The 21,540-nt window shown below is 62.2% G+C and carries 21 protein-coding genes; 4 read left to right on the forward strand and 17 right to left on the reverse strand.

The window, feature by feature from the left end; translation table 11 throughout:
- Nucleotides 1–17 precede the first annotated feature (17 nt).
- From phnE to APH34_RS10595, 4 genes are read right to left on the reverse strand one after another with little or no spacing between them, the layout of a single operon-like run.
- A complete protein-coding gene (gene phnE / locus APH34_RS10580; protein ID WP_054901108.1) occupies nt 18–785 on the reverse strand; it encodes a phosphonate ABC transporter, permease protein PhnE in 768 nt (255 codons plus the stop codon).
- The gene (locus APH34_RS10585) at nt 782–1,609 is read right to left on the reverse strand and encodes an ABC transporter permease (RefSeq protein WP_054901109.1); all 828 of its coding nucleotides are present in this window, start codon (nt 1,607–1,609) and stop codon (nt 782–784) included. The genes phnE and APH34_RS10585 overlap by 4 nt, the downstream gene beginning before the upstream one ends.
- A complete protein-coding gene (locus APH34_RS10590) occupies nt 1,603–2,397 on the reverse strand; it encodes a phosphonate ABC transporter ATP-binding protein (RefSeq protein WP_054901110.1) in 795 nt (264 codons plus the stop codon). The genes APH34_RS10585 and APH34_RS10590 overlap by 7 nt, the downstream gene beginning before the upstream one ends.
- Nucleotides 2,394–3,248 carry a putative selenate ABC transporter substrate-binding protein gene (locus APH34_RS10595; protein WP_054901111.1) on the reverse strand — a complete coding sequence of 285 codons (855 nt, stop codon included), beginning with the start codon at nt 3,246–3,248 and terminating at the stop codon, nt 2,394–2,396. Before APH34_RS10595 ends, APH34_RS10590 begins: the two co-directional genes overlap by 4 nt.
- A 126-nt stretch (nt 3,249–3,374) precedes the next feature.
- On the opposite strand from APH34_RS10595, the gene selD reads away from it, so the two are divergent.
- Nucleotides 3,375–4,409, forward strand: coding sequence for a selenide, water dikinase SelD (gene selD / locus APH34_RS10600; protein WP_054901112.1), 1,035 nt, complete (start codon nt 3,375–3,377; stop codon nt 4,407–4,409).
- Nucleotides 4,409–5,524 (forward strand): tRNA 2-selenouridine(34) synthase MnmH, encoded by a 1,116-nt coding sequence (mnmH, locus tag APH34_RS10605; RefSeq protein ID WP_054901113.1) that lies wholly within the window; start codon nt 4,409–4,411, stop codon nt 5,522–5,524. The genes selD and mnmH overlap by 1 nt, the downstream gene beginning before the upstream one ends.
- Nucleotides 5,525–5,632: 108 nt before the next feature.
- On the opposite strand, the gene APH34_RS10610 is transcribed toward mnmH, so the two are convergent.
- From APH34_RS10610 to hmpA, 13 genes are all read right to left on the reverse strand, one after another.
- Nucleotides 5,633–6,019, reverse strand: coding sequence for a lysozyme inhibitor LprI family protein (locus APH34_RS10610; RefSeq protein ID WP_054901135.1), 387 nt, complete (start codon nt 6,017–6,019; stop codon nt 5,633–5,635).
- Nucleotides 6,020–6,039: 20 nt separating this feature from the next.
- Nucleotides 6,040–6,579, reverse strand: a complete 540-nt coding sequence (locus APH34_RS10615) for a hypothetical protein (RefSeq protein ID WP_054901114.1) — start codon at nt 6,577–6,579, stop codon at nt 6,040–6,042.
- Nucleotides 6,576–7,139 carry a GNAT family N-acetyltransferase gene (locus APH34_RS10620; protein WP_054901115.1) on the reverse strand — a complete coding sequence of 188 codons (564 nt, stop codon included), beginning with the start codon at nt 7,137–7,139 and terminating at the stop codon, nt 6,576–6,578. Before APH34_RS10620 ends, APH34_RS10615 begins: the two co-directional genes overlap by 4 nt.
- 246 nt (nt 7,140–7,385) lie before the next feature.
- On the reverse strand, nt 7,386–7,769 hold the full coding sequence (locus APH34_RS10625) for a YkgJ family cysteine cluster protein (protein ID WP_054901116.1): 384 nt from the start codon (nt 7,767–7,769) through the stop codon (nt 7,386–7,388).
- Nucleotides 7,770–7,924: 155 nt separating this feature from the next.
- The gene (locus APH34_RS10630; protein WP_054901117.1) at nt 7,925–9,052 is read right to left on the reverse strand and encodes a hypothetical protein; all 1,128 of its coding nucleotides are present in this window, start codon (nt 9,050–9,052) and stop codon (nt 7,925–7,927) included.
- A 132-nt stretch (nt 9,053–9,184) separates the two neighbouring features.
- Nucleotides 9,185–10,393 carry an alanine transaminase gene (gene alaC, locus APH34_RS10635; protein WP_054901118.1) on the reverse strand — a complete coding sequence of 403 codons (1,209 nt, stop codon included), beginning with the start codon at nt 10,391–10,393 and terminating at the stop codon, nt 9,185–9,187.
- Nucleotides 10,394–10,680: 287 nt separating this feature from the next.
- Nucleotides 10,681–11,568, reverse strand: a complete 888-nt coding sequence (gene cyoE, locus APH34_RS10640) for a heme o synthase (RefSeq protein WP_054901119.1) — start codon at nt 11,566–11,568, stop codon at nt 10,681–10,683.
- Between the two features lie 11 nt (nt 11,569–11,579).
- A complete protein-coding gene (cyoD, locus tag APH34_RS10645) occupies nt 11,580–11,912 on the reverse strand; it encodes a cytochrome o ubiquinol oxidase subunit IV (RefSeq protein ID WP_054901120.1) in 333 nt (110 codons plus the stop codon).
- The gene (gene cyoC / locus APH34_RS10650) at nt 11,912–12,535 is read right to left on the reverse strand and encodes a cytochrome o ubiquinol oxidase subunit III (RefSeq protein ID WP_054901121.1); all 624 of its coding nucleotides are present in this window, start codon (nt 12,533–12,535) and stop codon (nt 11,912–11,914) included. The genes cyoD and cyoC overlap by 1 nt, the downstream gene beginning before the upstream one ends.
- A 3-nt stretch (nt 12,536–12,538) precedes the next feature.
- Entirely contained in the window at nt 12,539–14,557 is a 2,019-nt protein-coding gene (cyoB, locus tag APH34_RS10655; RefSeq protein WP_054901122.1) for a cytochrome o ubiquinol oxidase subunit I, read from the reverse strand.
- A gap of 3 nt (nt 14,558–14,560) precedes the next feature.
- Entirely contained in the window at nt 14,561–15,505 is a 945-nt protein-coding gene (gene cyoA / locus APH34_RS10660) for a ubiquinol oxidase subunit II (protein WP_054901123.1), read from the reverse strand.
- A gap of 557 nt (nt 15,506–16,062) precedes the next feature.
- Nucleotides 16,063–16,569 carry a disulfide bond formation protein B gene (locus tag APH34_RS10665; RefSeq protein ID WP_054901124.1) on the reverse strand — a complete coding sequence of 169 codons (507 nt, stop codon included), beginning with the start codon at nt 16,567–16,569 and terminating at the stop codon, nt 16,063–16,065.
- 379 nt (nt 16,570–16,948) lie between these two features.
- Nucleotides 16,949–18,127 carry an NO-inducible flavohemoprotein gene (gene hmpA / locus APH34_RS10670; RefSeq protein ID WP_054901125.1) on the reverse strand — a complete coding sequence of 393 codons (1,179 nt, stop codon included), beginning with the start codon at nt 18,125–18,127 and terminating at the stop codon, nt 16,949–16,951.
- A gap of 154 nt (nt 18,128–18,281) precedes the next feature.
- On the opposite strand from hmpA, the gene norR reads away from it, so the two are divergent.
- Both norR and APH34_RS10680 read left to right on the forward strand, forming a co-directional pair.
- Nucleotides 18,282–19,838 (forward strand): nitric oxide reductase transcriptional regulator NorR, encoded by a 1,557-nt coding sequence (gene norR / locus APH34_RS10675; protein WP_054901126.1) that lies wholly within the window; start codon nt 18,282–18,284, stop codon nt 19,836–19,838.
- Between the two features lie 196 nt (nt 19,839–20,034).
- Nucleotides 20,035–21,540: Ig-like domain-containing protein (locus tag APH34_RS10680; RefSeq protein WP_054901127.1), on the forward strand; the 1,506-nt coding region annotated here is incomplete at its 3' end.

Here is a 21,540-nt window from a genome sequence, read left to right on the forward strand (position 1 = left end):
CCGCCCGTGCAGGCTTTTCAAGCCCGCACGAACCGCTGGCGCAGCACATCGCTCAGGGCATCCACCAGCAACACCAGCACCAGCATCGCCATGATTACCGTGCTGGCCTGCGCCTCCTGGAACAGGCTCAAGGTGGTATAGAGCAGTTGCCCCAGCCCCCCGGCCCCGACGAGCCCAAGCACGCTGGCCATGCGGATGTTGTTCTCCCAGCGGTACAGGCTGTAGGCCAGCAACTGCGGCCACAGATTGGGCAAAGTGCCGAAACAGAACGCGGCCAACTGCCCGCCCCCTTGCAGGCGGATCGCCGCTGCCGGCTCGGCCGGTGCATTCTCCAGTGCCTCGGCGAACAACCGCCCGAGCACCCCTGCCGTGTGCAGCGCCAGCGCCAGCGTGCCGGCATTGGGCCCCAGGCCTGCTGCCAGCACCATCAGCGCGGCCCACACCAGCTCGGGAATGGCGCGCAAGGCATTGAGCAGCACCCGTGCCGCAGCCTGCAACGGCCAGCCGAAGCGCCCCGCCGCGGGCAGCGCCAACAGCAGGCCCAGCAGCATCGCCAGCAACGTCCCCAACCCCGACATGGCCAAGGTTTCCAGGGCGCCACGCCCCACCGCCTGCAAGTGCTCGCCCGTCAGGTCCGGATGCAGAAAGCGCCCGGCATACTCGGCCATCTGCCCCAGCCCGCCATGACCGACCAGCGCACCGAGGTCCAGCTCCAGATAGCCGAATGAAGCCACTACCGCGGCAGCGATAGCAGCCATCAGCAGCACATTGACCAGCCGGTTCATGCCAACCGCCCGCGCAAGAAGCGGCTGAGCAGGTCGGCGAGCAGCACCAGAACAAAAAACGCCAACAGCATACTCGCCACTTCACCGCCGGCGAACATGCGCATGGACAGGTCGATCTGCTGCCCCAGCCCACCCGCCCCCACGAACCCCATTACCACCGAGGCGCGCACCGCGCACTCCCAGCGATAAACGGTGTACGACACCACCTCTGGCGCAGCACTGGGCAGAATGCCGTAGCAGAACGCCGTCAGCCGACCGCTGCCGGCCTGGAGCAAGGCATGCGCCGGGCGCTGGTCGACCGATTCGAAAATCTCCGCATAGACCTTGCCGAGCATGCCGCTGTAGGTGATGGCGATCGCCAGCACTCCGGCGGTCGGGCCCAGGCCCACGGCACGCACGAACAGAAGCGCCCAAACGATCTCGGGGACGCTGCGCAGAAAGATCAGCAGCCCGCGCACCGGCATCCGCACCACGCGGGACCATACCCCCGCGCGGCCAGCGCGAGACGCTGCACGCAACGACAAGGCACGGCTCGCCAACAGGCTGGTCGGCACTGCCAATAGCAGCGCCATCGCCATACCGGCGGTGGCAACGGCCAGTGTCTGCAGGGTGGCCGCACCCAACAGCCGGAGGAATTCGGCATCATGCGCCGGCGGCCAAAAGCCGCGGGTGAAGCTGGCGATCTGCTGTCGGTTTTCCGCTTGCAGCAGCACCCCTGGGTTCAGCTCGCTCAATTGCAGACCTGGCCACAACAGGGCCAGCGCCAGCAAGGTGAGCACCAGCCGCGGCAGTGTGGCCGGGTCACGGGTGCCGGCGGTCAGCATCGAGGGATCTGCACGGCCAGGGTCGGCCCTTGCGGCGGCGGGGCAATCAGTTGCTCATTGGCATACAGCGCACTGAGCAACGCTTCAGTCACCGCCGAAGCGGCGCAGTCGAACACCACCTGCCCTTCACGAAGGCCTATCACCCGTGGAAAGTGCGCCAAGGCAAGCTCCACGGCGTGTAGGCTGGCGACCAGGGTCACGCCGCTGGCCTGGGCATGACGGTTGAGCAACGCGAGGCTGTGCGCGGCCAATACCGGGTCCATCGCCGACACCGGCTCATCGGCCAACAGCACGTCTGGCCGCTGATACAGCGCCCGGGCGATGCCGACCCGCTGCAACTGGCCACCGGACAGCTGCCCGCACTGGACGAACAGCTTTTCCGCCAGGCCCAGCTCGGCCAATACCTGGCGAGCGCCCGCCACGTCAGTGGGGTAGACCAGGTTAAGCAAGCCGCGCAACATGCCCCACCTTCCCAAGCGCCCTGCCAGCACAGCGGTCACTACTCGCTGGCGAGGCGGCAACGGGGGTGCCTGATGTACCAGGCCAATTCTTGCACGCAGGTGTTGCCGGGCGCTGGCAGACAACGCCCAAGGTTGTTCGCCGAACAGCGCTACGCGCCCGGTGCCGGGCTTCACAGCCGTGGCCATCAGGTGCAGCAGGCTGGACTTGCCCGCCCCGGACGGGCCAATGATCGCCACCCGCTCACCCTTGGCAATATGCAAGGTCACCGGCTCGAGGGCGCGGACCTGGCCGTGGTGCAGGCCAGCGCCATGCAGTTCAATGGTCACTTGAGCAGGCCGGCCTCGCGAGCGGCTTGCTCGGTGCCCTCGTAGTTCTCAGGCTTGGTTTCGATGAAGCGGCTGGCCGCCTGCAAATCGAGAATTTGCTTATGCTCGGGGTTGGCCGGGTCGAGGTCGAGGAAGGCTTTCTTGATCTTGGCTTTGAGCGCTGGGTCCATGTTGCCGCGCACCGTCCAGTTGTAGTCGTAATAGCTCGGCGTGGTGGCAAACACCCTGACCTTGCTGGTGTCGACCTTGCCGGCATCGACCAGCTTCTGCCACACGCTGGCATTGAGCACCCCACCGTCGACCTTGCCGGCCTGGACCCAGGCCACGGTGGCGTCATGGGCACCAGAATAGGCCACGCGACTGAAGTAGCCCTCAGGCTTGATGTTGTCCTCCTTGAGCATGAAGTAACGTGGCATCAGGCTGCCGGAGGTCGACGAGATGGACCCGAAGGCGAACGACTTGCCCTTGAGGTCGGCCAGGCTGCGCACTGCAGGGTTGGCGGTGATGAACTTGGACGTGAACTGGGCATCCTGCTCACGCTGTACCAGCGGCGTGGCTGATGGGTCTTTCAAATGCACCTGGACGAAGGTGAACCCACCCAGCCAGGCCAGGTCCAGGCGGTCGCTGGCCAGGGACTCGACCACCGCCGGGTAATCGGCCACCGGTACGAACTTCACCTCCATGCCCAACTGGTGGGACAGGTACTTGCCCAGCGGCTCGAACTTGCGCAGCAGCTCGGTCGGCGCTTCGTCTGGAATGGCACTGACCCGCAACGTGTCAGCGGCCTGGGCGACAGCGGCACAGCAGGACAACACGAGGCCGGCGGCGAGCGCCAGGGGACGTTTGAGCATGGGAGTTCTCCGGTTCAATAGCGGGGAATGGCCGGCACTGGCGCCAACGGGAGGAATTATAAGAGGCACAGGCGCAAAGGCCAGCTTTGCTACAATCGCGCAACAAATTGAGCCTCCGAGGTGCGTATGAGCGAGCCGATTCGCCTGACCCAGTACAGCCATGGTGCTGGCTGTGGCTGCAAGATCTCCCCCAAGGTGCTGGATGTGATCCTGGCCGAAAGCGGCACCCAGGCCCTGGACCCGAAGCTATGGGTTGGCAATGCTTCGCGCGATGACGCTGCGGTGTATGCCCTGGACGATGAGCGCGGCGTGGTCTCGACCACAGATTTCTTCATGCCCATCGTCGATGACCCTTACGACTTTGGCCGCATCGCCGCCACCAATGCCATCAGTGACATCTACGCCATGGGTGGCGACCCGCTGATGGCCATTGCCATTCTCGGCTGGCCGGTCAACGTCCTGCCACCGGAGGTCGCCCGTGAAGTGATTCGTGGTGGCCGCGCAGTGTGTGCCGAAGCGGGCATCCCGCTGGCGGGCGGGCATTCCATCGACGCCCCCGAGCCGATTTTCGGCCTGGCGGTCACGGGTGTGGTCAGCAAGCGCCACCTCAAGCGCAATGACACTGCGACCGCTGGCTGCCGTCTGTACCTGACCAAGCCATTGGGCATCGGCATTCTCACCACCGCTGAGAAAAAGGCCAAGCTACGCGAACAGGACCAAGGGCTGGCCCGTGACTGGATGTGTACCCTCAACACCCCGGGTAGCCGCTTCGGCAAGCTCGCTGGCGTCAAGGCCATGACCGACGTGACCGGCTTCGGCCTGCTCGGCCACCTGGTCGAACTGGCGGAGGGCAGCGGGCTGACCGCGCACCTGAACTATGCCGCTGTTCCGCGCCTGCCCAGTGTCGACTACTACCTGGCCGAAGGTTGCATCCCGGGGGGCACCTTGCGCAACTTCGAAAGCTACGGGCACAAGATCGGCGCCCTCAGCGATGACCAGAAACACCTGCTGTGCGACCCACAGACCAGCGGCGGCCTGCTGGTGGCGGTTGCTCCGGAAGGTGAAGCCGAATTCCTTGCACTGGCCAGTCAACTGGGCTTGCACCTGTCACCCATCGGCGAGCTGGCCGAGCGACAGAGCCACGCGGTCGAGGTTCTCTGATGCGCCCCGACTGCACCGATTTCCGCCAGCTGTTCCTCGACGATGTGCCGATGATGGACATGCGAGCGCCCGTCGAATTTGCCAAGGGCGCCTTTCCGGGCACCGTCAACCTGCCTCTGATGACCGACAACGAGCGGCAGAAGGTGGGCACCTGCTACAAGCAGCAGGGCCAGGCCGCCGCCATCACCCTCGGCCACCAACTGGTCAGCGGCGCCACCAAGCGTGAGCGCCTGCAGGCCTGGGCAAGCTTTGCCCGGGCCAACCCCGACGGTTATCTCTACTGCTTCCGGGGCGGGCTGCGCTCGCTAATCGTCCAGCAATGGCTGCGCGACGAAGCAGGGATCGACTACCCACGGGTCAGGGGCGGCTACAAGGCCATGCGTACGTTCCTGCTGGACACTACCCAGCAGGCGGTCGAGCAATGCGATTTCGTATTGCTCGGAGGTTTGACCGGCACCGGCAAGACTGATGTGCTGCACCAGCTCAGCAACGTGCTCGACCTCGAAGGCCATGCCAACCACCGGGGCTCCAGCTTCGGCAAACGCGCCACCGCACAGCCGGCGCAGATCGACTTCGAGAACACGCTGGCCATCGACGTGCTGAAAAAGCGCGCCCGGGGCATTGAGCAGTTCGTGCTGGAGGATGAAGGCCGCATCGTCGGCAGCTGCACGGTGCCGCTGGCGCTGTACCAGGGCATGCAGCAGTATCCGCTGGTGTGGCTGGAAGACAGCTTCGCCAACCGTGTTGAGCGCATCCTGCGCGACTACGTGGTCAACCTGAGTGCCGAGTTCATCAGCGTGCACGGCGAAGACGATGGCCGCCGCCTGTTTGCCGAGCGCATGCTGCAGAGCATGGCCAACATCTCCAAGCGCTTGGGGGGAGAGCGCTACCAGCGGCTGTCGCAAAGCCTGCGCCAGGCGCTGGAAGAGCAGCAGCGCAGCAGCGCGGTGGACCTGCACCGGGGTTGGATCGAAGGGTTGCTGAACGAGTACTACGACCCGATGTATGCCTACCAGCGCGCGGCCAAAGCCGACCGCATCGAGTTTGCCGGGGATGCCACGCAAGTGCGCGAGTACCTGAAAGCCCGGGCGCAGCGTCAGCCGCGCGAGGTGTAAGGGGGCCGCTTCACACCCCATCGCCAGCCAGCCAGCGCCTGCAGGTACTGCACCGACCGTTCATGGGTTGCAGTAGCTGTGGAGCTGGCGTGCCGCCGATAAGGCGCTTCACTGCCCCGGGCTGAGCACTCGCTCCAGCTCCGCCGCCCGCTCACGGGTCATGTCCATCATGCACATGCCACCTTCAAGCTGGGCCATCGTTCCGCCGCTCGCCTGCACGTGGAACTTGCAATTGGCATCGCGGTAAGCGATCCATTGCCGCTGAACGTCCCGCAGGCTCTTCTGCGGCGCCGCGTCTAGCTTGGTCATCAGTTGCTTGTAGACCCGGTTCAGTTGCGCATCCTGCAGTTGGGTCTCGGCCTGGATGCAACTGCTCATCGCGACGGTACTGGAGGCCTTGTCCATGCACTGGGTGTAGGTTGGCGAGTGCTCCTCAGCCATCGCCAGTGGCATGCCACACGCCAATGCCACCCCCATCAAGTACAGCGTGTTCATCACAACCCTCCTGGTGAACATCAAAACGCCTGCGGTTGCTCCGGCGGCATCAGTACCTTGCCTGGCTCGAAGCGCAGGGACGGCATTTGCGTAGCGGCATAGACCGCCAGCGCCAGCGCGGCAATCAGCGCCACATCGAGCCAGCGCCAACCTGGCATGTCCGCAGCGCTACGCGCCTTCCAGACGTGCCACGCCTGCCCGGCGCAAAACACCGCGATAGACGCCAACCACAAGTAGAAGCCCGCACCAAAGCCCGTGCGGTCCTGGAACTCGTAGCTGATGTTATCCGGTAGCCGGTCGATGCCGAAGCTGCTGGCCGCCAGGTACAACGCCGCCAAGCCGGCCACCAGGGCCAGGCGCCGGAAGCGCCGATGGGCCAGAACCGCCAGCGCCAGCAACGGGTTGGCAAACCATTGATACAACCCGAAGGGCATGCCCCAAGGCCCGTAGAGCAGCATCTGCAACGCAGGCATATGCCTGCCGGCGCTCATCAAGGCGCCGTCGAAGCACAGGCCAAGCAGATACAGTGCGAGGCTGAAAGCCACATAGAAAGCGGTCATGCCACCGGCGGCTCGAGCAACAATCCATAGATGCCCGAGTCGGACAACTCGCCTGCCACGCACCAACGGGCGCGCAAGGTACCTTCCAGGACGAACCCCTGGCGTTCCAAGGTGCGTGCCGACCCCAGGTTACGCGGGTCGATCTCGCCCTCCAGGCGACGCATGTGCAACGTGTGAGCAAGGTAGTCGATGAAGCAGGTCAGCGCCTCGTCCATATACCCCCTGCCCTGCATCGCACTGGCCAGGCAGTAGCCAATCTCGCCGCGGCGGGAAACATCGTCGATGTTGAACAGTTGGACCATGCCGATCAGTTCGCCATTGTCGCGGCGGTACATGCCCAACTTGAGCTGATCGCCGCTGGCATAGGCTTCACGGTCGGCGGCCAGGGCGCTTTCGGCCTCGGCCAGGTTCTGCCACGGGGCATGGTGCCAGTAACGCATCACCTCGGGGTCTGCCATGATGGCCAGCCATTGCGCGGCGTCGCCGTGACGCATGGGGCGAAGCTGCAGCCGCGGGCTGTCGAGGCAGAGGTCGGGGGGGAAACTGCGGGGTGCGGTCACGCCGGATCTCCTATCCATTGCTGGGGAGATGACAGTTTAACGTCATGCGGCGTGTACAAGCATCCCGGGGCCGCAAAGCGGCAGCAAAATCGCTTATGCGCCCCTGCTCAAGACCCGTTCCCTGTCATCTATCAGCGCCTTGGCCCTTGCGCTGAGCTGAAGGGTGAACAGCTCGAGGGCAGTCTCGTTTCCACCTGTGGGCGCCGGCTTGCGGCCATCAGGGCCCGCCCAGGCAACTTACGGCCGTCAGGCCACCTCAGCCCCATCATCCGGCCAGTGCGGCTCATTGGCGCCTGGAGGGGTCAGCGGTGGCAAACCGTAGGCCGCTCGCGCATCGTCGCAGCTGGGGTTGTGCACGCCTCCCTCCCAGGATGCCTCAAACTCACGGCAAGGGCTGGAGCGGTTGGCGTAGATGCTGCACGCCACCTCGCTGCCGATCTCGCCTTGAAGGCTGATGCAGCGGCAGGGCTTGGCATCGGTGCCGATCATGGCCACACGGGAAGGGTTGATCTGCACCACCAGGTCATCGGGGACAAGGCCCCCGGCAGACTGGCATTCACCCCAGAAAAAGGACACACGGAAGTACCCGCAGCACGCGCCGCAGTCAAGGCAAGGGTTATATTCGGACATGATGGCACGGAGGGAAGGTTGTTGTTATCGGGGCTGGCCCGCGGCGCCATTTGTAATCCAAGCCAGGGCGCCTGAGAAGAGGGTCATGCAAAAAAAGATCACCGCCTATCCGGCAACCACAGGCGGCCACCTTCCAAGGTGACCACCCGTACTCGTCAACGCAAGGCGTTGTAGCTATTGGCATCCCAGTGGCATTGGCTCAGGCCGTCGCTTGGGTCCAGATGTTCACCACGGACGCTGCTGAAAACGGTCTGCGCGTCACCACGGTGCACCAGGCGCTCCTCCCTGCCGCCTTCGGTGACCAAGGTATAGGACTTGCTGCGCATTGCCCGGTACTTGTCCTCGTCAGCCTTGATGCATCGGTGATAATCCATCAGCTGCCTGTCGCTCAAGTTCAGCCGGTTGCTCAACGTCACACCCCAGCGCGTCAGACACACCTCGGCAAAATGCCGGACGATCAACCCAGGCTCGACCAGCTCTTTGCCGCCACCGGCGCCATCGGCCGAGGCATTGCCCACCAAGGTGGCGTGGCGCCCGGGCATTGGGTAGATGCACATGCGGGTATCCGGCGCGGTGGACGGGATCACGCAGGCAAACCCCTTGGAGCGCTCGTCACGGGAATAGAACCCTACGTATTCCCTGACGTTGCCGGCGAGCTTTACCCGATGCGCCTGCATGTTACCGACGCCCGGCACAGGGTCGATGGTGAAGATATTGACTGGAATAGCCTTCAGCGCTGGATCGGCGGCCATCGCGTTGGCCAGCATGTGGCAGCTGATACCGCCACGGCTCCAGCCCACCAGGTTGACCTGAGTCGGAATGCGCGGCTTACGGAACTGGGTGATGATCTGTTCCTGCAACGCCTGAGGCGTCGGATGCCGCTTGCCATAGGCATAGGTGCGCCAGAACCAGGATGCGGTGGCAGTAGCATCGGGAATAGGCACACCAGCGGCCTTGAGCTTTTCGTATTCGCGCTCGCTCAGTTCGGTGCGCTGCCAATCACTCCCGCCCTTGATGACCTGCAGCACATGCGCCACGTTCTCCTCCCAGCCGTGGCCGAACAACTGGCCTGTCCAGTTGAAGTAGCCGCCGGGTTCGACAAACAGGCTGTCGTCCTGAAGGTTGCCACTGCCGGGGCCGTCGACCGCCACCCAGTGGGCAAATTCGCGGCTCTGGTCATTATCAGCAAGAGACGAAACCAGTTCGCCGTTCCAGAAGTTGGGGTTGCTCCCGTCGAAGCGGTGGGCGCCCGTGCCGCAGAAGTACGCTGTAAAAACACTCATTTGCACACCTCAAGAAAAGGGAGCGCAAAACGTATTCGTAAGGATGCACCGCATGCAGGCGGAAGCCCGCCCGGTGAAACTGAAAAGCCGCATGCCAGGCCTTGCGTGAGCGGCCCGGCATGCGGCTGGCGCTTACTTGCGCGTCAGGCCGTCGGCGCGGAACATCTGGCGTATGCCACGGATGGCCTGGCGTATACGGTCCTGGTTTTCGATCAGTGCAAAGCGCACATGGTCGTCGCCGTAGTCACCGAACCCTATACCGGGCGAAACACATACCTTGGCCTCGGCCAGCAGCTTCTTGGCAAACTCCAGCGACCCCAGGTGGGCGTATTGCTCCGGAATCTTCGCCCAAACATACATCGACGCCTTGGGGTTTTCGACCATCCAGCCCAACTCGTGCAGGCCTTTGACCAGCAGGTTACGGCGCTGGCGATACTGCTCGGCAATATCGCGCACACACTGCTGGTCGCCCTCCAATGCCGCGATCGCGGCAACCTGCAGCGGCGTGAAGGTGCCATAGTCGTGGTAGCTCTTGATGCGCGCCAGGGCGCTGACCAACTCTGGGTTACCAACCATAAAGCCGATCCGCCAGCCCGCCATGTTGTAGCTCTTGGACAGGGTGAAGAATTCGACCGCGATGTCCTTGGCGCCCGGTACCTGCATGATCGACGGTGCTTTCCAGCCGTCATAGACGATATCGGCGTAAGCCAGGTCGTGTACTACCAGCACGTCATACTGCTTGGCCAGGGCCACCACGCGTTCGAAGAAGTCCAGCTCCACGCATTGGGCGGTAGGGTTGGACGGGAAGCCGAGGATCATCATCTTCGGCTTGGGGATCGACTCGCGGATCGCCCGCTCAAGCTCATTGAAGAAGTCCACACCCGGCACCAACGGTACCGAACGCACCTGGGCACCGGCAATCACTGCACCGTAGATGTGGATGGGATAGCTCGGGTTGGGCACCAGCACTGTGTCGCCCTGATCGAGCGTGGCCAGCATCAAGTGGGCCAGGCCCTCCTTGGAACCGATGGTGACGATGGCTTCACTTTCCGGGTCGATGTCGACCTCGTAGCGTTCCTTGTACCAATTGGAAATGGCCCGGCGCAGGCGCGGGATACCGCGAGAGGTGGAATAACCGTGGGTGTCTTCACGCTGAGCGACCTGCACCAGCTTCTCGACGATGTGCGGTGGTGTGGCACCGTCAGGGTTGCCCATGCTCAGGTCGATGATGTCCTCACCACGGCGGCGGGCAGCCATCTTGAGCTCGGCGGTAATGTTGAAGACGTAGGGGGGGAGACGATCGATGCGCGCAAAGCGACGCGGCGAACCTGGGTTGGCCATGGCTTCCTCTGGAGACGTTAGCGCCCGGAACCGTCCGAGCGACGTTGGCCGATGTGGCGGCCTAAGCCAGAAGATAATGCCGAAACAGGATATCTGTAAAGGATATTTACCTGTTTTGATAGATCTTTTCAGATGTATTTTTTGGAAATATCAAATTTTGTGTTTACGGCCTTGGGCTATGCACTACCTGTTGGCGCTGGCTGGTCGGCGATATGGCCCTGCAGGAAAACTACACATAAAAAAACCCCGGCTTCATGGCCGGGGTTTTCGTGAAACAGGCAGCACTATCAGCGCGCGTAGGTCATCAGCACGTCCGCAGCGGTCTGGCTGTCCACCGACATCATCACGCTCAGGGCGGTGACGGTGAGAATGGAGAAACCAAATACCTTACGGGCCCACTTGCTGTCATCCTCGGCCTTGTAACCGCCCCAGGCCATGTACAGCCAGTACAGGCCCATGGCAGCTGCCACGGCCAGGTAGCCGAGGCCGGCGTAACCGCCGAGGGTCAGCATCAAGGTGGCGAGCACGAAGGCCAGCACGTACAGCACGATCTGCTTCTTCGCCGCAAGGATACCGCGCGCCACCGGCAGGACCGGAATGTTGGCAGCGCTGTAATCCTTGAAGCGAAAGATCGCAATGGCAAAGCTGTGCGGCATCTGCCACAGGCTGAACATCACCAGCAGGGTTACCGCAGCCAGGTCGAAGCTGTTGCTCACGGCGCAGTAGCCGATCACCGGGGGCATGGCACCGGACAGGCTGCCAACCAAGGTGCCGTGCACCGATTTACGCTTCAGCCAGAGGCTGTAGAAACCGACGTAGACGATGAAACCGATCAGCGCGCAGAACGCCGAAAGCGGGTTTGCCTGGACATACAGCAGGCTGAAGCCCGCCACCCCAAGCAGGGTGGCGTAGACCAGCGCGAGGGGCAGCGATATGCCGCCCTGAACCATGACACGGTTCTTGGTGCGCTCCATCTTGTGGTCGATGTCACGGTCGATGCAGTTGTTGAACACGCAACCGGACGCAACCACCAGCGAAGTACCGATCACCACCGCCAGGAACAAGGCGAAGTCCACATGGCCCTTCGAGGCAAGGAAGAAACCGCCTGCCACGGAAAGCACGTTACCGAAAATGATCCCCGGTTTGGTGATTTGGATAAAGTGCTTAACGGACATGCAGTCTTACCTCACTTGGCCATCATTTCGAAGTGGATGCTGAACATGATCCACAGCGACAGGCCGACCAGCAGCGCAATTACCATAGCGGTGAACAGGAACGTCGACACATTGGAACGTTGCTCTTTCGAGCGGTCCATGTGCAGGAAGTACACGAGGTGCACTACAACCTGGATGACGGCCATGGCCACCACGATCAGGACGGTCAGGTTCTTCGGCAGGCTTGGGTACATCACCAGGCCGAACGGGATAGCGGTCAGGATGATCGACAGTACAAAGCCGATCATGTAGGACTTGACGCTACCGTGGTTACCTTCGTGATGAGTGTCGTGTGCGTTAGCCATTACAGAACCCCCAGCAGGTAAACGACGGTGAATACGCAGATCCAGACCACGTCCAGGAAGTGCCAGAACAGGCTCAGGCAGCTCATGCGGGTCTTGGCAGTCGGCGTGATGCCGTGCTTGTTGATCTGGTACATCATGATTGCCATCCAGATCAGGCCGGCAGTCACGTGCAGGCCGTGGGTACCTACCAGAGCGAAGAACGCCGACAGGAAGCCACTGCGCTGCGGGCCGAAGCCCTCACCGATCAGGTGATGGAACTCATAGATTTCCATCGCGATGAAGCCAGCACCGAACAGGAAGGTCACAGCCAACCAGCCCAGTACGCCTGCTTTGTTACCAGCGAACATCTTCAGCATGGCGAAGCCGAAGGTGATCGAGGACAGCAGCAGGAACAGCGTTTCAACCGCTACGAAATCGAGCTGGAAGATGTCATGACCCGACGGGCCGCCGGCAAAACTGCCGGACAGCACCGCGTAGGTAGCGAAGAGCGACGCAAACAGGATGCAGTCGGTCATCAGGTACAGCCAGAAACCGAGTACGGTCATCTGGCCCGAGTCGTGGTGGTGATCGTCGTGCCCATGGTCGTGACCATGAGCAGCGCCGTGGATTACTTGACTGGACATTGATTACACCCGCTCAAACGATTCGACACGTGCGCCGGCAGGCAGAGCACCTGCTTTGGCCAGCGCTTTCATGCGCTCGCCTTCGATGCGCGCCACTTCTTCGGCCGGAACCATGTAGCCCTGGTCGTCACGTGCAGCGTGGCGAACGAAGACCGCGATGGTCGCAACCAGGCTCGCACCCACCAGCCACCAGATGTGCCAGATGAAGGCGAAGCCGAAGATGGTCAGGAACAAGCCCATGAACAAGCCGGTGGAGGTGTTGCTCGGCATGTGGATCGGCTCGTACTTGCCCGGCACCTTGTAAGCGACACCGGCTTCCTTGGCTTCGTGCCAGGCATCCAGGCCAACTTTCTCAGGCATGTGAGCGAAGTTGTAGAACGGAGGTGGCGACGAAGTCGACCATTCCAGGGTACGCGCACCCCATGGGTCGCCGGTCACGTCCAGGTTCTGGTTGCGGTCGCGGACCGAAACGTAGAGCTGGATCAGCTGGCAGGCGATACCGAACAGGATCAGCACGGCACCGACGACGGCAACGTACAGGTAGGGTTCCCACAGCGGGTTGTCGGAGTGGTTCAGACGACGGGTCATGCCCATGAAGCCCAGGGCGTACAGCGGCATGAACGCAACGTAGAAGCCCGAGATCCAGAACCAGAAGGCAGCTTTGCCCCACTTCTCGTTCAGGGTGAAACCGAAGGCTTTCGGGAACCAGTAGGCGAAGCCGGCGATGTAGCCGAATACCGCACCACCGATGATCACGTTGTGGAAGTGAGCGATTACGAACAGGCTGTTGTGCAGCACGAAGTCAGCACCTGGAACAGCCAGCAGAACGCCGGTCATACCACCGATCGAGAAGGTGATCATGAAGCCCAGGGTCCACATGATCGGCGCGGTGAAGCGCAGACGGCCCTGGTAGATGGTGAACAGCCAGTTGAACAGCTTCACACCGGTCGGAATGGAGATCAGCATCGTCGCCAGGCCGAAGAAGGTGTTGACGCTCGCGCCTGCACCCATGGTGAAGAAGTGGTGCAGCCATACCGCAAAGCCCAGAACGGCGATGGCGCCCGATGCGTAAATCATCGAGTGGTGGCCGAACAGACGCTTGCCGGAGAAGGTCGAAGTAACTTCCGAGAACACACCGAAGGCCGGCAGGATCAGGATGTAGACCTCAGGGTGACCCCACGCCCAGAACAGGTTGACGTACATCATCGGGTTCCCACCAAGCTCGTTGGTGAAGATGTGGAAGTCCAGATAACGGTCAACAGTCAGCAGTGCGAGTGCAGCGGTCAGGATCGGGAACGAAGCCACGATCAGCACGTTGGCCCAGGTGCAGGTCCAGGTGAAGATCGGCATGTCCATCAGCTTCATGCCAGGTGCGCGCATCTTCATCACGGTGACGAGGAAGTTCACACCGGTAAGCGTCGTACCCAATCCGGATAGCTGTAGCGCCCAGATGTAGTAGTCGACACCCACCCCAGGGCTGTACTGAATGCCCGCGAGCGGCGGATAGGCAACCCAGCCGGTCTTGGCGAATTCACCAACGCCCAGCGAGATGTTGACCAGCAGCACGCCTGCCAGCAGCAGGTAGAAGCTCAGGGAGTTCAGGAACGGGAAGGCAACGTCACGTGCACCGATCTGCAGAGGAACAGCAAGGTTCATCAGGCCGGTGAAGAACGGCATCGCCATGAAGATGATCATGATCACACCGTGGGCGGTGAAGATCTGGTCATAGTGTTCAGGCGGCAGGTAGCCTTCGGAGCCACCGGTAGCGGCAGCCAGCTGGGTACGCATCATGATGGCGTCGGCAAAGCCGCGCAGCAGCATGATCATCGCGACGATGATGTACATCACGCCGATCTTCTTGTGGTCGACCGTAGTCAGCCACTCGGTCCACAAGTAGGTCCACTTGCGGAAATAGGTGATAAGACCGACGACAGCGATACCACCGAGCGCGATCATGGCAAGCGTCACCATGACTATCGGCTCGTGGTAGGGTATCGCCTCCAGGCTTAGTTTACCGAACATCTCTTACTCCTCTGCACCGGCAGCTGGTTGCATACTCGATTCCACACCCTTGGTAGTGGCCAGATCTTTGCTGCCTGCTTCTTCGTGGCTCGGACGACCGCGGTTCATGCCTTCGTACTTGTCGACGATGATCTGGAACTGGTCAGGCGAGGCCTCGCTATACAGCGCGACTGGGTTGTTTTCGCTTGGTTTGGCCAAGGCTTCGTATTCAGCCTTGTCCAGCTTCTTCGGCGACTGCTTGACTTCAGCGACCCATGCATCGAAGTCAGCCTGCGAAGTTGCAGTGGCCTTGAATTTCATGCCGGTGAAGCCAGCACCGCTGTAGTTGGCGCTGATACCGTCGAACTCGCCGTTTTCATTGGCGATCAGGTGCAGCTTGGTGGTCATCCCCGCCATGGCGTAGATCTGGCCGCCCAGGCCCGGGATGAAGAACGAGTTCATCACGGCGTCGGAAGTGACGCGGAAGTTGACCGGGGTATTAGCCGGGAAGACGATCTTGTTGACCGTGGCAATGCCCTGCTCCGGGTAGATGAACAGCCACTTCCAGTCCAGCGCCACTACGTCGATCTGCACCGGCTTCACATCGGAATCCAGTGGACGGTAAGGGTCCAGCTTGTGGGTGGAGTGGTAGGTGAACCAGCCCAGGGCAATGATGATCAGGATCGGGATGATCCACACTGCGGCCTCGATCTTGGTCGAGTGCGACCAGTCGGGGGTGTAGGTGGCAGCCTTGTTGGAAGCACGGTACTTCCAGGCGAACACCACGGTCATGATAATGACCGGAATCACCACCAGCAGCATCAGGCCGGTAGCGATGAGGATGAGGTTCTTTTGCTCAATGCCGACCTGACCTTTCGGGTCGAGCAGGGTCCAGTTGCACCCACTGAGTAAAAGCATGCCTAAAAAGGGCAATATGCCAAACAGTCTGGGGTAACGCTTTTTACTCATCTCACGACCTCTAGATCAGCTTGCTTCAATGCAATTTGTGTTTTGGTAGCCAGCACTTCGTCCTGCCAAGTGAGGCATTTCGCGCCCGTACTCGCTCCTGCCTGGGGTCCGACTGCAGGACCTTGGCTCAAGCGTGTTAGCGGTGCTTATGGTTTCGTAGGCAAAGGCCTGTACTTCAGACCAAGTCCATTTGGTGCGGGAAAACGCGGAGGGGTATCCGCCCGGTATCGCCGCTGGGCGAAACTTGACGAAGTCAGCAAAAGGGAGCGCTGAGGCTTCCTTCAATCCTGCGACTCGCAAGCAGTGCCGAACGGAAATTGGGGGCGATTGTAGTTAGGTCGCCAACCCTTGACTATGACTTATTGAGCAACAGTCTTTTACAGAATGCGTAACAATGCTGATCAAAAAATCAACTTCGCGACAGTTTGTCGCACCCCGCTTGCTAGCCCTCAAACCCGCGTACTGCAAGGCTTTGTGGTTGATCTGGGTCAAGCGGGAGGCGACTTTTCCCTGTTCGCTGTAGGTGCAAAAGACCCCACGCAATTCGGGACTTATGTCTAAGACTGGCGCCGATTGCGGTAGATGCCCAGCGGTACCAGGACGGCGGTCAGTACGAACGCCACCAATGCCCACTGCGCCAGCGACAGGCCGAGGATCGGCGGGTATGGCGTGCTGCAGAAGCCGTCTACCTGGAACGCCAATGGCCAGATCTTGGCCAGGGGCAAGTCGTCGACGATCGGCTGCAGGGTGTCGATGCCGCAACTGACCATAGGGTTGGCGAGTATATACACATGGTTGCCGGCCGCAACGATTCCGCCAACGGCGCTGAGCACGACAAGGCACTCGAAGAAGGTCAGGCTGCGTCGCCCTGGCATTGCCGCGGCGATGAAGGCGAACACGGCGATGAACAGCAAGGCATAGCGCTGCAGGATGCACAACGGGCAGGGCGCCTCGCCAAGCACCACCTGCATGTACAACGCGCCGCCGATCAGGGAGAGGCAGATCACTCCCAGCAGCACCAGAAAGCGCCGTTCCCGATTCAGGCGCGATAGTTGTTCGTTCATTGCCGATTCCTTCGATGGATAGGGGGCGGCGTGCTTCGCCTGCCTGGGCGCAAGTCTACACGCAGGTTGACCATTAGCGTGTCGAGGCGGCGGCGAGACAGGGCTGCGCAGGGCTATCCGGAGATGCTCAGACCGGTTGCTGCGACGTCGGTTCAACGTCGGCCGGTAAAAAAGCCGCAAACCGGGTACCGCACAGGGGCAAGCCCCTCGACACCCGGAAGTGAAGAATACAGTGATTAAAGGATGATTAACGATGAAAGTTGCCAGGCAGGTTTCATCTCTCTTCATATATAAGCAAGAAGTACAGCCTCAGTGACGGGCGCGGCCTGGTACCACGATCAGGCCGCCCCGCTACCCAGCTGTCGACGCAGTCAGTTGATCACTCCAGCGCAGCCGCGGGCCCGAAGAACTCGTAACGGCTCTGCTGCTGCGGTACCCCCAGGCCTTCGAGGTGGCGCTTGACCACCGCCATGAACCCTTTGGGCCCAAGGAAGTAGGCATCCACATCACGCTCGCGTGGCAGCCATTGGCCTAGCAACTCCTGGCTCAACAGCCCCACGGCATCAGCGCCATGCGTCCCTTCGGCCTGCGCATAGCAGTAGAAGCGCTTGAGTTGCGGATGACGTTTAGCCAGCGCATCGACCCAGCCGCGGAATGCATGCACACCCTCATTACGCGCGCAGTGAATGAAATGCACCGGGCGCTCGGTCTGCAATGCCGCTTCGAGCATTGCCAGTGTCGGGGTGATACCCACCCCACCACTGATCAGCACCAACGGTTTGTCACTGGCAGCCAGCGTGAAGTCGCCCGACGGCGGGAACAACTGCACGGTGTCGCCCACCATCAATTCATCATGCAGGTAATTGGATACCTTGCCTCCCACCTCACGCTTGACGCTAATCCGGTACTCCTCGCCATTGCTCAGGGCCGACAGCGAATAGTTGCGACGCTGCTCGGCACCGTCGATGAACAGTTGCACACCGATGTACTGGCCCGGCTCAGCCTTGAGTACCGCCTTTGCATCCACCGGGGCAAAGTAGAAGGAAACAATCTCGCTGCTTTCCTGCTCACGGCGCACCAGCCTGAACTCGCGGCTGCCGCGCCAGCCACCCGCGGCCGCTTCCTTCTGCTTGTACAGGGTTTCCTCGGCGCCGATCAGGATGTCAGCCAGTTGCCCGTAGGCCGCCCCCCAGGCAGCAATCACCTCCGGGGTGGCGATGTCCTTGCCGAGCACTTCCTCGATCGCGCGCAGCAGGCAGCGGCCGACAATCGGGTAGTGCTCCGGCAGAATCTGCAAGGCAACATGCTTGTTGATGATCTGCCCGACCAGGCCGCCAAGCTGCTCCAGCTGGTCGATGTGGCGGGCATACATCAGTACACCGTTGGCCAGGGCACGTGGTTGGTCGCCACTGGCCTGGTGGGCCTGGTTGAACAGCGGCCGTACCTCTGGGTATTCGCTGAGCATCATCTTGTAGAAATGGGTGGTCAGCGCTTCACCGCCGGTTTCCAGCAGGGGGACGGTCGCTTTGATGATTGCACGTTGTTCGGCGTTGAGCATTGCAACGACTCCTAAGCCTTGGGCTATGAATGGTTGCATCCGTCACTTCAGCATTCGTGCCAACTTTAAAACCCCCAGCATTCAAGGCGTTGCACCTGACCATGTCAAAAAGACCTATCTCGGCGTATAGTCATAAAGACCAACAGGAGTCCTTATGACTGCAAAGCCTTTGCTCACCGCGCTTCTCCCGCTCGTCAGCGACCTGTCCCGCGACCTGCCCGACCAGGAGCGCTACCGGCGCCTGCTACAGGCCATGCGCGGGTTGCTGCCATGTGATGCAGCCGCGCTACTGCGCCTGGATGGTGAGTGGCTCGTGCCGCTGGCAGTGGATGGCCTTTCTGCTGACACGCTTGGGCGGCGCTTCAAAGTCAGCGAACACCCACGCTTTCAGATTCTCCTCAGCCGCCCGGAACCCACGCGCTTTGCCAGCGACTCCGAGCTGCCCGACCCCTACGATGGCCTGGTCAACGCCCACGGCGCCGACCTGCAAGTGCACGACTGCATGGGCTGCCCGCTGATGGTCGACGAACATCCGTGGGGCTTGTTAACCCTGGATGCCCTTACCCCTGGCCAATTCCAGAGCATGGAACTGGATGCCCTGCAGGCGTTCGCCAGCCTCGCCGCTGCCACGGTAACCGTGGCAGAACGGATCGAACACCTGGCGCTGCGCGCCGAGGATGAACGTCACCGCGCCGAAATCTATCGCCAGGCCAGCGGTCAGGACAAAGAGCTGATCGGCCAAAGCAAGGCGCACAAACAGCTGGTGGAAGAAATTCGCCTGGTGGGCGGCAGTGACCTGACCGTATTGATCACCGGTGAAACCGGCGTAGGCAAGGAGCTTGTGGCGCAAGCGCTGCATCGGGCCAGCAGCCGGGCCGATAAGCCCATGGTCAGCCTCAATTGCGCTGCGCTGCCCGATACGCTGGTGGAGAGCGAACTGTTCGGCCATGTCCGCGGCGCCTTCACCGGCGCGCACGGCGAACGGCGCGGCAAGTTCGAACTGGCCAACGGCGGCACGCTGTTTCTCGATGAGGTGGGCGAACTGCCGTTGACCGTGCAGGCCAAGCTGTTGCGCGTGCTGCAAAGCGGGCAATTACAGCGTCTGGGATCGGACCGTGAGCACCGGGTGGACGTACGCCTGATCGCCGCAACCAACCGCGATCTGGCCGCCGAAGTTCGCAATGGCAATTACCGCGCCGACTTCTACCACCGCCTGAGCGTGTACCCTTTACAGGTCCCGCCGCTACGCGAACGCGGCCGCGATGTGCTGCTATTGGCGGGTTATTTCCTCGAACAGAACCGATCGCGCCTAGGCCTCAACAGCCTACGCCTGAGCAGCGAAGCCCAGGCCGCACTGCTGGCCTACAGCTGGCCCGGCAATGTGCGGGAACTGGAACACCTCATCGGCCGCTCGGCCCTCAAAGCCATGGGCCAACAGCCGCAGCGCCCACGCATCCTCACCCTGGAAGCCAGCGACCTCGACCTGCGGGTGCAGATAGCCGAGCCGAACAACGCACCCGCCTCCCCTGCCCCGCTACCCACCTTGCCCGTTGCCGAAGGCGGCCTGCGCGATGCCGTCGACGCCTACCAGCGCCAGGTGATCGATGCATGCCTGCAACGCCATGAAGACAACTGGGCGGCAGCGGCGCGCGAACTGGGCCTGGACCGCGCCAACCTTAGCCGTTTGGCTCGTCGCCTCGGCCTGCGCTGAGCCCCTCCCTCACCAAAGGATTAACCCAGAAAGCCTCTGGTTGCTTCCTACGGGGCTGCTATATCTCCCTAACCACCGGTAACAGGGCCGTTATTGGGCCAGCCTGCGCGCTATCAGCCCCACCCGTTGGGCAGGTAACGCCGGCCAAGGATCGCAGAAGGCGATTCTATGTACCGCACACCAGCAGGGAGCATTCATGGACAACATCGTCGTCGCCGATAAGCAATCCGCAGTCGCCACCCAGAGCGCCTTCGGCAATATCACGCTCAACAGCCCCGCCGTCGTGCAGATGCCGGTTGCCCCAGACCAGGTGGCAACCGTCACACGGCGTGGCCAGGACCTTATCGTCACGCTGAAGACGGGGGAAAAGGTCACTGTCGCCAACTTCTTCGTCGTGGACCAGGCCGGCGTTGGCAGTGACATGGTGTTCGTCGGCGAAGACGGCACCCTGTGGCATGCGAACTACGATGCGGCGGCCTTCACCGGCTTTACCTTCGATGAAGTGGCCTCGCTCGATGAGCTGGTGGCCGGCATCGGTGTTGCCGGCAGCGCGACGCCTACCTGGGCCATAGCCGGGCTCAGCCTGCTGGGCGTCGGTGGTGCGGCCGCCGCCGCGAACAGCAGTGGGGGAGGCGGTAGTGGCGGCGGCGGCGAGCCAGGCGACACCACCCCACCCGCCTCTCCTGTCGACCTGCTGGTATCACTTGATGGCTTGCGTCTGAGTGGCCGGGGTGAAGCGGGGGCGACGGTGAACGTGCGCGATGCCGCGGGCAACCTTATCGGCACTGGTGTCGTTGGTGCCGACGGCACGTTCGACGTGTCGCTGACCACGCCTCAGGTCAACGGCGAGGGGCTGGGTGTCACCCTGACCGACCCGGCGGGCAACAGTTCGCAACCTGGCGCGGTGACAGCGCCTGACGTGACCCCACCGTCAGCCCCTTCGGAGCTGGCCGTCACCGGGCAAGGCACCACCCTCACCGGCCGTGCCGAGCCTGGCGCCACCATCGAAGTGCGCGGCGCCAACGGCGCGCTGCTGGGCACGGCTGTGGCAGGTGCCGACGGTGTGTTCAGTGTCACCCTGCAGCCACCTCAGGCAGACGGCCAGGCCCTGTCGGTGACCGCTCAGGATGCCGCCGGCAACGTCTCGCAAGCGGGTGCCGTAACGGCACCGGATGTGACCGCACCACTTGCCCCCTCGGGGCTTGCCATCAATGAACAAGGCACCACGCTCACCGGCCGTGCCGAACCTGGCGCTACCGTACAAGTACGCGGTGCCAACGGCGCCCTGCTGGGCACCGCCGTGGCAGGTGCCGATGGTGTGTTCAGCGTCACCCTGCAGCCGCCGCAGACTGACGGCCAGGCCTTGTCGGTGACCGCCCAGGATGCAGCGGGCAATACCTCGCCCGCCGCTGCCATCCAGGCACCGGATGACAGTATCGGCACCCCTCCCGACACCACCCCACCAGCTGCACCTACCCACCTGGTGATTGGCCTTGCCGGCCGGCAGATCAGCGGCCGTGGTGAAGTGGGCACTACCGTCCAGGTGCGCGATAGCGCGGGCAACGTGCTGGCTACCGGTACTGTGGGGGCCGACGGGACCTTCCAGCTCACCTTGAATCCGGCAGTCAAGGATGGCTCGTCGCTGCAAGTGACCCTGACCGACGCTGCTGGCAATGTGTCGCCACCCGGTTCGGTGATTTCA

The sequence above is a fragment of the Pseudomonas sp. NBRC 111131 genome (assembly GCF_001320525.1).
GTDB classification, from domain to species: Bacteria; Pseudomonadota; Gammaproteobacteria; order Pseudomonadales; family Pseudomonadaceae; genus Aquipseudomonas; species Aquipseudomonas ceruminis.